General features: G+C 48.8%; 8 protein-coding genes and 1 pseudogene. All 9 read left to right on the top strand.

All coding sequences use genetic code 11. The features are described 5' to 3' along the window. The first annotated feature begins 77 nt into the window (after positions 1-77). The 9 genes and pseudogenes from DWX91_RS04205 to uvrB all read left to right on the top strand — a co-directional run bounded on the left by DWX91_RS04205 (position 78) and on the right by uvrB (position 12,922). Complete coding sequence (locus DWX91_RS04205) at positions 78-953, top strand: DegV family protein (RefSeq protein WP_118472010.1); 876 nt, start codon at positions 78-80, stop codon at positions 951-953. A gap of 108 nt (positions 954-1,061) precedes the next feature. Further along, positions 1,062-2,576, top strand: a complete 1,515-nt coding sequence (locus DWX91_RS04200; RefSeq protein WP_118538355.1) for a sensor histidine kinase — start codon at positions 1,062-1,064, stop codon at positions 2,574-2,576. Positions 2,577-2,777: 201 nt separating this feature from the next. Beyond that, on the top strand, positions 2,778-3,740 hold the full coding sequence (locus tag DWX91_RS04195) for a GerMN domain-containing protein (RefSeq protein ID WP_107001067.1): 963 nt from the start codon (positions 2,778-2,780) through the stop codon (positions 3,738-3,740). Positions 3,741-3,960: 220 nt separating this feature from the next. Then, complete coding sequence (locus DWX91_RS04190) at positions 3,961-6,480, top strand: ComEC/Rec2 family competence protein (protein WP_118538353.1); 2,520 nt, start codon at positions 3,961-3,963, stop codon at positions 6,478-6,480. Positions 6,481-6,714: 234 nt separating this feature from the next. Then, positions 6,715-7,262, top strand: a pseudogene (locus tag DWX91_RS04185) (biotin transporter BioY). A gap of 3 nt (positions 7,263-7,265) precedes the next feature. Next, a complete protein-coding gene (bioD, locus tag DWX91_RS04180) occupies positions 7,266-7,949 on the top strand; it encodes a dethiobiotin synthase (RefSeq protein ID WP_118471986.1) in 684 nt (227 codons plus the stop codon). A 26-nt stretch (positions 7,950-7,975) separates the two neighbouring features. After that, positions 7,976-9,178 carry an adenosylmethionine--8-amino-7-oxononanoate transaminase gene (gene bioA, locus DWX91_RS04175; protein WP_022359179.1) on the top strand — a complete coding sequence of 401 codons (1,203 nt, stop codon included), beginning with the start codon at positions 7,976-7,978 and terminating at the stop codon, positions 9,176-9,178. Between the two features lie 280 nt (positions 9,179-9,458). After that, positions 9,459-10,646 (top strand): MFS transporter, encoded by a 1,188-nt coding sequence (locus DWX91_RS04170; RefSeq protein ID WP_118471988.1) that lies wholly within the window; start codon positions 9,459-9,461, stop codon positions 10,644-10,646. 284 nt (positions 10,647-10,930) lie between these two features. Beyond that, positions 10,931-12,922, top strand: a complete 1,992-nt coding sequence (gene uvrB, locus DWX91_RS04165) for an excinuclease ABC subunit UvrB (RefSeq protein ID WP_118467275.1) — start codon at positions 10,931-10,933, stop codon at positions 12,920-12,922. The last annotated feature ends 14 nt before the right edge of the window (positions 12,923-12,936 follow it).

The following is a 12,936-nucleotide window of genomic DNA, read 5'->3' as shown; positions in this document are numbered from 1 at the left end:
TTTTAGAAAAGAAAGTGTTATGCGGAAAGGAAAATGGGATGGCAGCAGATTCACAGGGAAAACAGGAGGAAACAAGCATGAAGGTAGCGGTTGTTACAGACAGCAACAGCGGAATTACACAGGCACAGGCGAAAGAGATGGGCGTATATGTCCTGCCGATGCCGTTTATGATTGATGGAACCGAGTATCTGGAAGATATAAATTTGACACAGAAGGAATTTTACGAGCATCTGAGCGGGGATCACGATGTGAGCACATCCCAGCCGTCCCCGGAGACGATCTTAAATCTCTGGGAAAAACTTTTGGAGGAATACGATGCAGTTGTGCACATCCCGATGTCCAGCGGGCTTTCGAGCTCCTGCCAGACGGCAAAGATGCTGGCAGATGATTTCGACGGAAAAGTACAGGTGGCGGATAATCACAGGATTTCCGTGACCCAGCGCCGTTCGGTGCAGGATGCGCTTGACATGGCGGCAGCCGGCATGGACGCGGAGGCGATCTGCAAAAAGCTGGAAGAGACAGGTTTGGATTCAACTATTTATATCACGGTTGACACATTAAAATATCTGAAAAAGGGCGGTAGAATCACACCAGCGGCAGCAGCGCTCGGAACACTTCTCCGTTTAAAACCGGTTCTGACGATACAGGGCGAGAAGCTGGACGCATTTGCGAAGGCGCGGACGATGAAACAGGCGCGTTCCATGATGATCACGGCGATCACCCGCGATCTGGAAAATCGGTTTGATGATATGACGGGAGAAAAAACGTATATTGATGTAGCGCATACCGACAATGATGAGATGGCGCAGGAGCTGGCAGCCGAGCTTCGGGAACTTTTCCCGGAGACGGAAGTCCGTGTAGAGCCGCTGTCCTTAAGTGTAGCCTGCCATATCGGACCGGGAGCGCTGGCGATTGCGGCAACGAAGAAGCTTGAAATCGGATCGTTGTTGTGAAAAACGCAGTTACAGAGCAGCATTTCGGGGTTACAGTTCACAGCCAATGTCAGGAAGTTAAGCAACCCAAGTAAGAGCGCGTGAATTGTAATCGTTCAGGACAGGAACATGAGAAGAATAGCAGAACATAAAAGAAAGATATGGAAAGCGATGGAGCACACGATCGGGATGAGAATCCCTCTGTTCCTCGCCTTTCTGATTCTGACGCTGGTTCCGCTTCTGGTACAGGTTCGTTTTACATCGGGGTATTTTTACCAGAGCCACGTGGAAGAACGGATGGCGGAAGCGCAGAACCGGTGTCTGATTTTAGCAAACAAGATACGCAGCAGTGATTATATCAATGTACTGCTGTCGGGAAATCCCAATCCGGCGCTGGATGCGGAACTTAGTACAACGGCGGATCTGATGAACGGAAGAATCGTGCTGGTGGACGACAGCTTTAAGATTTTGAAAGACACATTTGGTCTTTCCAGAGGGAAAACGCTGGTTGTATCGGATGTGTTAAAGGCATTTGACGGGGAAACTTCCAGCTATCTGAACCAGAAGAAAAAGTATTTCTATGTAGCGCAGCCGATTCAGGCAAAAAGCACGGATGCAGCGCCGATCGATTCGGATGTGGCAGCCGGAAATGGGAAAAATACGGCAGGCGTGCAGGGAGTCCTTCTTCTGATGGCGTCCACGGAAAATTCGGCGCTTTTGCAGGAGAAAATTGTGCAGAAGACGGGATTTTTGCAGCTCGTTATGTTCTGTTTTATTCTGATCGCAGATTTATTGGCGGCGGCTTGCCTGCTGAAACCATTCCGCCGCCTGCAGCAGCAGCTCGATATGGTGGCAGAGGGAAATCTGGATCAGGATATTGATGTAAAAACGTACCGGGAGACGCGGGACATTTCGGAGGCAGTCATGCAGACCATCCGGAAGCTGAAAAACCTGGATCAGTCGCGTCAGGAGTTTGTTTCCAACGTGTCGCATGAGCTGAAAACACCGCTGACTTCGATAAGGGTGCTGGCGGATTCTCTGATGGGGATGGAGAACGCCCCGGTGGAGTTATATCAGGAGTTTATGCAGGATATTTCGGCGGAGATTGACCGCGAGGGCAAGATTATCGATGATCTGCTGACGTTAGTCAAAATGGATAAATCATCGCCGGATCTGAATATTGCCCAGACTTCGATCAATGGTCTTCTGGAACAGATTTTAAAACGTCTGACCCCGATCGCGAAGCGGCGGAACATTGAGATCACGTATGAGAGCAAGCGGGAAGTATCGGCAGATGTGGACGAGGTAAAGTTGAGCCTGGCACTTTCGAACCTGGTGGAAAATGCCATCAAGTATAACCGCGAAGAGGGAAAAGTCTGGGTGACGCTGGATGCTGACCACAAGTTCTTTTATGTGAAGGTAGAGGATAATGGCGTGGGAATCCCGAAAGAATTCCAGGAGCGCGTATTTGAGCGTTTTTACCGTGTAGATAAGGCGCGCTCACGCGAGACAGGCGGTACCGGGCTGGGGCTTGCGATCACAAAGAATATTATTCTTCTTCACCAGGGCGCGATCCGCCTAAAGAGTGAAGAAGGCAAGGGAGCAACCTTTACGGTGCGGATTCCGTTGAATTATATTCCGTAGACAGCGTGGTTCTGGGCGGTTTAGAGGTTCGAGAGGGTTGCTGGTGCTGCGGTGTTCGAATATTTCGGTGTTTGAATGCTGCAGTGTTCGGATGTTTCAGTGTTTGAATGTTGCAGTATTTGAGGGTTGCAGTGTTCGAATGTGCGGTCAGGGCAATGTCTATTGTGAGATAGATTGCAAAATAACAACAGGAAATAATAAATGGAGAAAATAAGAAAAAAAAGCTCTGGAAAATGGGCAGGAAGCGTAAGTTTGTGGCTGATCCTTTGCCTGGCATGTCTGCTTCTTCTGAGCGGATGCCGAAAAAAAGAAGAGGTGCATCCGACGGCGGGTGAGGACGGCGTCTATCAGATTTATTATCTCAATTCGACGCGCACGGGGCTGGCGAGTGTTTCCTATCAGACGGAGACGGCGGACGCTGAGATCCTGATCGGGGAGCTGGCGGGGCAGATCCTTGCGGCACCGGAAAACCCGGAGTATCAGGCAGTTTTAAGCGATAAGGTTGAATTCCTGGATATTAACCGGGACAATAACGTGCTGACGTTGAATTTTAATCAGGAATATATGAATACGAAAGCGTCGCGGGAGATTCTGTGCCGGGCGGCGCTGGCAAAGACCTTTACACAGGTTAAGGGAGTCGATTATATCAGCATTAATTGCGAGGGACAGCCGCTCCTGGACACACATGGAAACCCGGTGGGCGCGATCGCAGGAAGTGATTTTGTAGACAGTATTTCGGATGTCAATTCGTATGAAAAAGTAGAGCTGACCCTGTATTTTGCCAATGAAGAAAAAGATGGTCTGGTGGCAGAAAAACGGGAAGTATTTCACAGTATGAACACGTCGCTGGAACGCCTGGTAGTGGAACAGCTGCTGGCAGGTTCCCAGAATGGCGGGCTTTCAGTGATGCCGAAAAATACAAAGGTATTAAACGTATCACTGACAGATAATACCTGCTATGTCAACTTGGATAGCAGTTTTATTTCCGGGGATATCGATGTGGCGGAGTATATTCCGATTTACGCGATCGTCGATTCGCTGACAGAGCTTCAGACGGTAAATAAAGTACAGATCACGGTCAATGGCTCGGCAGATGTGACGTACCGGAATGTGATTTCGCTGGTGCAGCCTCTGGAGAGAGAGGAGAAGTATATTGTGAAGTAACTGTCAGACAGAATGTATATGCCATGTTTGGAAGAGAGCAGCAATGGGATTTTGTTGATGTTTTGTAGAATACAAGAAAAGAGGAATTGAATATCAAACGACCGGTAATGTGGATGATGGTGGCTTTCGTACTTGGAGAGGTCGCAGCGTACCAGATGGGCATGACGGTGTGTTTTATAATTGCAGCAGCGCTTTTTGTGTTCATAGGAAATTGTGTCCTATGAAACACAAGGCACATTCTTTTTCACCTGCAGTTATAAAAACAGCAGAAGGACGGGTAGATTCGGACTTTCAGACAGACGCAGAACGCGTCTGGAATTGGAAAGATCCGATGATGTGCCGTGTCTTTCTGCTGTTTTTCTGTTTCCTGGCAGGATGGGGACGGATGATGGTGGAAATGCGCCCGGATGTGCTGGAACGGATGGTAACGCAGAAGGGCGGTTCGGCAGAGGTGGCGGTATCTGGAACACTGGATTCTGTTTCGGAAAAAAATGGCTGGTGTACGATGATTTTGACGGGGGTGGAGGTAGAGGATGAAAGTGTAAGAAAGGTACTGATATCGTGTAAAAGAGATTTACTGGAGAAGTATGAAGAAAAAGTTCTGCCACCCTGCGGAAGTCAGATTCATCTGACGGGAACTGCTGAGTTTCTGGAAGAAGCGCGCAATCCGGGGCAGTTTTCGTATCGGATGTATTATCGGGGACTAGGAATCAGAAACCGGGTAACGGCGGATCGGATTTTTATTTCAGAAGGAAAAAGTTCCCCTCTCCGAAGTCAGGCAGAATGCTTCCGGGCGTACGCGACGGCTGTTTTTCAGGAAATCTGTGTTCCAGAAGATGCAGGGATTTTCCAGGCAATTTTGCTGGGGGATAAATCCGGGTTATCGGAAGAGCTGCGCGAACGGTTTCAGGATAATGGGATTGCACATATTCTGGCAGTCAGCGGGCTTCATGTCTCTTTGATTGGCATGAGCGTTTACAGCGCACTGCGTTTTTGGGGCATATCGTATGGATGGGCGGGGCTGGGTGCTTCAGCGCTTCTTACCTTTTATGGTTTAGTAACCGGATTTGGAGCATCGGTATTCCGGGCGGTATTTATGGTAGAGGTGTCCTGTCTGGCGGCATATCTGGGGCGGAGTTACGATCTGCTGAGTGCGCTGTCGCTATCTTTGATTTTACAGGCGTGGCAGTCGCCGTATCTGCTCTTTTCGGCGGGATTGCAGCTTTCCTATGGCGCGGTTGCCGCGATTGGGCTGGAGACGGAGCGGCTGCGGAAAGTGGGAAAAAAGAGAAAAGAGCGGGAAGAGGAGGAACAAGAGAAAGAAAAAAAGAAAGGATATGAAACATTCATGCTCAGCTCGGCAATTCAGCTTTATACGATGCCGATTCAGCTGTATCACTATTTTACATTTCCGATGTTGGGAATTTTTCTGAATCTGATCGTGATACCGCTTCTCACGTATGCAGCCGGAAGCGGTCTGCTGGCGCTTGGAATTTACAGTATAGCGTTTGTAGGAGGAAAAATTGGGGGGATGGGCGGAGGCAGCAGCATTGCGGGAGTACTTTCGGCTTTTGGAGGTGCGGCATCGGGAATATCAGAAATACCAGAAATATTCAGAATAGCGGCAAGTGCATGTACGGGTCCGGGGCATTATATTTTTCAGTTGTATGAATGGCTTTGCATCCAGGTGGAACGCGTGCCGTTTCATTCCATCGTGGCAGGACGCCCGGAAATGTGGAAAATAGGGGTGTTTTATGTGGCGCTGGGGATTCGATATGTATGGAGTGTGGGAGAAGCAAGAGATAATTTAGGGAGAAAAGGGATTTTTCGGTTTCCAAAAGACTGGAATGCACAGGGAAAAAATAGTGTGTTTATTGCTGTGGCAGTAGTCTTTTTAGTAGTTCAGCCTGTTCATGGCTTTCAGATCTGGTTTCTCGATGTAGGACAGGGCGACGGCGTCTTTCTGCGGACGCAGGATGAGGCAATTCTTTCGGACTGTGGCAGCAGCCAGGATAAAAAAATCGGGAAAAATGTGCTGGAACCATTTTTGAAAAGTCAGGGAATCCGCACGCTGGACTGGATTCTGGTCAGCCATGCGGATGCGGATCACACGAACGGGATCGAATGGCTTTTGAAGGAGGAGGCAGATATCCGGGTGCGGAATCTGGCACTTCCGGCGGCGGGAAAAGGACAGGAGGCATATAAAAAAATGGAAACTCTTGCCAGAAAACGGGGGGCGGAAGTCTATTATCTGCATCGGGGAGAAACGGTGCGGGCGAAAAGCCTGGCGCTTCGGTGCCTGTACCCGGAGGCGGGGGAAAAGCCGGCCGAGGAGCGAAATAGTCATTCACTGGTGTTTGATGTCACGTATGGAAAGTTTAGTATGCTTCTGACTGGAGATATTGGAGTGGAGGACGAAAGAGAAATTCTGGCGATGGAAGAGGACAAAAAGGGGGAAAAGGTGACACTGTTAAAAGCTGCACACCATGGTTCGAACGGTTCTTCCTCAGAGGAGTTTTTGGAGTGCTTTTCCCCAGCTTTCACGGTGCTCTCTTATGGAGAGGGAAATACTTACGGGCATCCGGCGCCGGAGGCGGTGGAACGTCTGGAACAGACGGGGACGGAGATCTGGAGAACGGCGGATTCGGGGGCGGTGAATGTGTGGACGGACGGGAAACGTATGTATATCAAGGGATATAAGAAACAAGATTATGGGAAGGAAAGAGATAAAAACAGATAAAAAACTAATTGTTAACTATATAAAAATAATAGGTTGACAATAGAAAAAGGCTATGTTATGCTTGCAATCAGTTCTGCATCTGTTTCGACTACCCGGGATCTGGAACGGCCGCTGCTGTTTTAGATGGTTGGAACAGGGGTTGCGGAGAGAAATTTATGTACATGTGCGAGAATAGAATGGCTTCGGATGCCTGAAATCATTCAGATACCCAAGGAGGAAAAAGGTTTGAAACACATGAAGACAAAAGATTTAGTTTTGTGTGCGATGTTTGTCGCACTGATTGCAGTGGGAGCATTTATCAAGATACCGGTTCCGGTGGTTCCATTTACATTGCAGTTTTTATTTACGATGCTGGCAGGTCTGCTTTTAGGTCCGGTCAACGGGGCGCTGGCGGTTGTGGTTTATATCGTATTAGGTTTAATTGGACTTCCGGTTTTCACTCAGGGCGGCGGACCGGGATATATTTTCCAGCCGAGTTTTGGATATATCATTGGATTTGCGGTTGCGGCGTATGTGAATGGTAAGATTGCCAATGCCAAGACGCATCCGAGTTACCGGCGCCTGCTGGGAGCTAATTTTCTGGGACTTTTTATTGTCTATGCATTTGGAATGATTTATTACTACGTGATCAGCAATTTCTATCTGAATTCGCCGATCGCGTAGGAGCGCTGTTTTTATATTGCTTTGTTCTGGCAGTTCCGGGCGATATCGTGCTCTGTATTGTGGCTGCCATCATAGGAAAACGGATGATTCCGCTGATTCAGGGAGGGAGACTTGGATAAAAGATGAGCAAGGGGATTTTTATAACAGGTACGGGAACGGATATTGGAAAAACGTATGTGACAGGATTGATTGTGAAAAAACTGCGGGAGAGCGGCGTGAATGCGGCGTATTATAAAGCGGCAATGAGCGGCAATGAGCGGCGTGCGGATGGAAGCCTGATTCCAGGAGATGCCCTGCAGGTAAAAACAATGTCGGGAATCGGGCAGCCGCTTGAGGAAATGTGTCCGTATGTGTACGAGACGGCGGTATCGCCGCATCTGGCATCCCGTCTGGAGGGCAACCCGGTCCAGATGGAACGGGTGCTGGAAGATTTTCACAAAGTCTGTGAAAAATATGAGTATGTGACGATGGAAGGAAGCGGCGGAATTCTCTGTCCACTCTGCATAGACGAGGCGGATATCCGTCTTCCAGAAGTAGTAAAAGCGTGCGGGCTTGGATGCCTGCTGATTGCAGATGCGGGGCTTGGGACGATCAATGGCGTGGGGCTTACTGCCTATTATCTGAAACAACAGGGAATTGCCCTGAAGGGAATTATTTTCAACCATTATGAGGCGGGAAATCTGCTTCATGAGGATAACCGGAAAATGTGTGAATATTACACGGGCGTTCCGGTGGTTGCCTGTGTGGCGGATGGAGATATGGAGCTTTCCATGGATGTGGAGACGCTGAAAGGGCTGTATGCGTAAGAAAGAAGATAAAAAGGAGAAGAAAAATGATCTGGTATCCATATGAACAGTTAAAAACAATGAAAGCGCCTTATGAGATCGTGGATGCGAACGGGGTATATCTTTACACGAAGGATCAGAAGCTGATTGATTCGGTTTCGTCCTGGTGGAGTGTGATTCATGGATATAAACATCCGGTGATCAATCAGGCAATTATTTCACAGGTAGAAAAATTTTCTCATGTGATGCTGGGCGGGCTGACGCATGAGCCGGCGCGCAGGCTTTCAGAAAAACTGGCGTCCTGGCTGCCGGGCGATCTGGACTACTGCTTTTTTTCAGATTCCGGTAGCGTGGCGGTTGAGGTAGCGCTGAAAATGGCGCTGCAGTATTATATGAACCGCGGCGATGAGAAGCGGACGATGATTCTGGCGTTGGAACACGCGTACCACGGCGATACCTTTAAGACAATGGAGGCAGGCGATGATGAGGACTACCATTTTGTGCTGAAAGCCTATGGTGCAAGCCCGTATGTGGTTCACATTCCGACTGAGATCCCGGCGCTGGAGAAAGCATTTGAACAGTATCATGACAAGTTGAACTGCGTGCTGGTGGAACCGCTTTTACAGGGTGCTGGCGGAATGCGGATGTACGACATTTCATTTTTGGAGAAGGCAAGGGAACTCTGTGATAAGTACGGCGTGCTGCTGGTTTTTGATGAGGTGGCAACCGGATTTGGCAGAACCGGAAACCGCTTTGTGGCAGATCGGGTGCTTCCGGATATTCTGGTCCTCGGAAAGGCATTGACCGGCGGTTACATTGGTCATGCGGCGACTGTGGCAAATAAAAAGGTATTTGATGGATTTTTCGATGATAACCCGGAACATGCGCTGATGCACGGACCGACCTTTATGGGAAATGCCCTCGCGTGCAGTGCAGCGCTTGCCTCGATCGAGCTGTTTGAGACGCAGAACTATATGGAAAAGATTCAGAAGATCGAAGCTATCACCCGCCGGGAGATGGAAGGATTTACCGATCCGAGAATCAGGGAGGTCCGCATGATGGGCGGATGTGTCTGTGTCGAGGTATATGATCCGGCAGTCCTGAAAGGGTATCAGGAATATGCGTACAAACGCGGCGTGTTCAGCCGTCCGTTCTTAAATTATCTGTACGCGATGGTTCCGTATATTATCAAGGAAGAAGAGCTGGTGCAGGTGCTTCAGTGCATGAAAGACTGGTTTGCGCGGGGATAGGTAACGAAGAAACGTAACCGTTCACAGGCAGGAATTTTCTGAACTGAAAATCCCGTTACTGGGAACACATGTGTGAACAGTGAAACATCTACCTTAGAATAAAAATCTTAGAATAAAAAAAAATTAAGTATTTCTTTCTGAATGAATTTCATTTATGATAAAAGGAATGGAGTATTGTTTTAAGAAACGATACATGGATTGTGTTGCCTGCGATTGTGAATGGATAGGACAGAAGCAATCAGAATTCTAGTATAAAACTTACATTCGGGGAGAAATTAATATGAAAGAACAAATGAAGAAAATAGCGCTGCTATCGCTGTCATTGATACTGACATCGGCGTATTCTGTTTCGATCGTGCTGCCATCGCTGCTGCAGCATTTCAGTGAATATACAACCGCACAGGTGGAGATGTTGATCTCAGCACCGTCGTTTGCGATCACTGTCATGATCGTGCTGAATGCATGGCTGTCGCGTTATATGAAAGACCGTCCAATGATTGTGGGCGGTCTGCTTCTTTTATCGGTCAGCGGCATGGTACCGGTGTTTGTACAGGAATATCCGGTGATGTTCGCGTCCAGGATTTTCCTGGGGATCGGGATTGGGCTCATTAATGCGAAAGCAATCAGCATTTTCAGTGAATATTATGAAGGCAGGGAAAAAGCGGCGCTGCTCGGATACCGCGGATCGGCGGAGGTGCTGGGAAGCGCGGTTATGACGCTGGTTGCTGGAAAATTGGTGTTGATCCGGTGGAATCTGGCATTTTGGGTGTACGCGCTCGGATTTGTGATTGTACTTCTGTATCTTGTATGGGTTCCGGGGAATATGGAGATGGGAGAGAGTGCGGGCTCACAGAGTGCAGGGGCAGAGAAAGAAAGTCTGGAAGCGGAGGCAGATGGAAAAAGAGAATGCTGGAAAAAAGAAGTCCTGCCCATTGCTTATGCACTGTTTGCGGGATTTGTCATCTGCATCTACTGTTCCAATTCCCTGCGTGTCCCGATGCTGATTTTGGAGAAGAAACTTGGAACGGAGTCGGAAGCCAGCATCATTCTCACGCTCATGATGCTGATGGGAATAGCTGCCGGTGTTTATTTTGGAAAACTGACGATGTGGTGGAAGGAAAAATTGCCGGGGGTTGGATGCCTGATGCTTGGAGCGGGGATGCTTCTGACCGCATATGCGGGCAATCTGCCGCTGATTGGAATTGGCATTAGTATCGTTGGATTTTTCTATACCGTTCTGGTTACCTATTCCTTCCACCAGATTTCCGAGCAGATTCCGCAGTCTTCTATCAATACAGCCACATCAATCGTGCTGGTCGGCTGCAATCTGGGAGCGGCGTGTTCGCCGTTTGTGCTGAAATGGATGGGAAGATTCAGTGAGGGCGTGAGCGTGCCGTTTGTGGGGTATGCTGGGATGATGGGAGTATTAGGAATCGTTCTGATAGTAGTCACGGGAAGAAAGAAATAATACAGTAAACCAATAATAGGAATGACGGCAAAATCTGCAACCAGAACTGTATCGTACGGAATCTTCAGTTTAGAAAATTCAGAAAATTCCTACCTGTGAACAGTTATCTGAAATCGAACGTTTGTACTGATTTGTTCTGCTTTTATGTATACATTCATGAGTGGATTTGGTATAATAGAAATACTTAATGGGATTTTTTGTGTACTAGGAAATTCCTTGGAATCCCCTATTACACAAAAAGGCACATTCTTTATTTGTGAATTATATCAAATCAGGAGAAAGCAATGGATCATTTTGAGTTGGTATCAGAATACAGCCCGACCGGCGACCAGCCGCAGGCGATTGAAAAGCTGGTGGAGGGCTTCAAGGAAGGAAATCAGTTCCAGACATTACTGGGTGTAACGGGCTCTGGCAAGACGTTTACGATGGCAAATGTGATTCAGAAGCTGAATAAGCCGACGTTAATTATTGCACATAATAAGACGCTGGCAGCCCAGCTTTATTCGGAAATGAAGGAATTTTTTCCCAATAATGCGGTGGAATACTTTGTCAGCTACTATGACTACTACCAGCCGGAGGCTTACGTCCCGTCCACGGACACATACATCGAGAAGGATTCCTCCATCAACGACGAGATCGATAAGCTGCGGCATTCAGCGACGGCGGCGCTGTCAGAGCGTCAGGATGTGATTATTGTGGCATCGGTTTCCTGTATCTATGGTCTGGGAAGCCCGATCGATTACAAAAACATGGTTATTTCCCTGCGTCCGGGCATGGAGAAGGACCGCGACGAGGTCATTCACAAGCTGATCGACATTCAGTACAGCCGGAATGACATGGATTTCAAGCGAGGTTCGTTCCGGGTGCGCGGCGATGTGCTGGAGGTATACCCGGCGTATTCGGGCGGCGATGCGTACCGGATTGAGTTTTTCGGGGATGAGGTAGACCGGATCACAGAGATTGACACGCTGACGGGCGAGATCAAGGCGCAGTTAGGACATATCGCGATTTTCCCGGCATCGCATTATGTCATCCCGAAAGAGCGGATGGAGATTGCGGCAAACAATATTTTAGAGGAAATGAAGGAGCAGGTCGCTTACTTTAAGAGTGAGGATAAGCTTCTGGAGGCACAGAGAATCGCGGAGCGGACGAATTTTGATGTGGAAATGATGCGGGAAACAGGCTTCTGTTCCGGTATCGAGAATTATTCGCGTCATCTGATTGGTTCGAAACCGGGAGAACCGCCGTGTACGCTGATGGATTATTTCCCGGATGAATTTCTGGTGATTGTGGACGAGTCGCACATCACGCTGCCGCAGGTGCGCGGTATGTACGCGGGCGACCAGTCGCGCAAGAAAACGCTGGTGGAATATGGCTTCCGCCTGCCGTCGGCGCTGGATAACCGACCGTTAAATTTTGAAGAATTTGAGAGCAAACTGGATCAGATTCTCTGCGTTTCAGCAACACCGGGCGAGTATGAGGCAGATCATGAGCTTCTGCGGGCAGAGCAGGTGATCCGTCCAACGGGACTTCTTGATCCGCCGATTGAGGTGAGACCGGTCGAGGGACAGATCGACGATCTGATTTCGGAGGTCAACCGGGAGGTGGATCGAGGGTTTAAGGTGCTTGTTACGACGCTGACAAAGCGGATGGCAGAAGACCTGACCGACTATATGCGCGATGCGGGAATCCGCGTCAAATATCTGCATTCGGATATTGACACGTTGGAACGCGCCCAGATTATCCGGGATATGCGTCTGAATGTCTTCGATGTGCTGGTCGGCATCAACCTGCTTCGTGAGGGTCTGGATATCCCGGAGATTGCGCTGGTGGCGATTCTGGATGCGGATAAAGAGGGATTCCTGCGTTCGGAAACGTCCCTGATTCAGACGATCGGCCGAGCAGCGCGAAATTCTGAGGGGCATGTTATCATGTATGCAGATTCGATCACGGATTCGATGCGGGCGGCGATCGAGGAGACGGAGCGAAGACGCGCGATTCAGCAGGCGTACAATGAGGAACATCACATTACGCCGACGACGATCAAGAAAGCTGTCCGGGATCTGATCACGATCTCGCAGGCAGCCGAACCGGTTACGAATAAGGTAACGAAGGATCTGGAATCGATGGATCGCCAGGAATTAGAAAAACTTGTAAAGGAACTGACGAAGAAGATGAATCAGGCGGCAGCCGAGCTGAATTTCGAGGAAGCGGTCGTGTTGCGTGACCGTATGGTAGAGGTCAAGAAAATGTTGCTGGATTTGGAAAATTCGTAAATCAGAGGGTGGTT

It is taken from the genome of Clostridium sp. AF22-10, from assembly GCF_003478725.1.
GTDB classification, from domain to species: domain Bacteria; phylum Bacillota; class Clostridia; order Lachnospirales; family Lachnospiraceae; genus Otoolea; species Otoolea fessa.
Note: the sequence above shows the minus strand (reverse complement) of the source record. Positions and strands in the feature narration are given on the sequence as shown.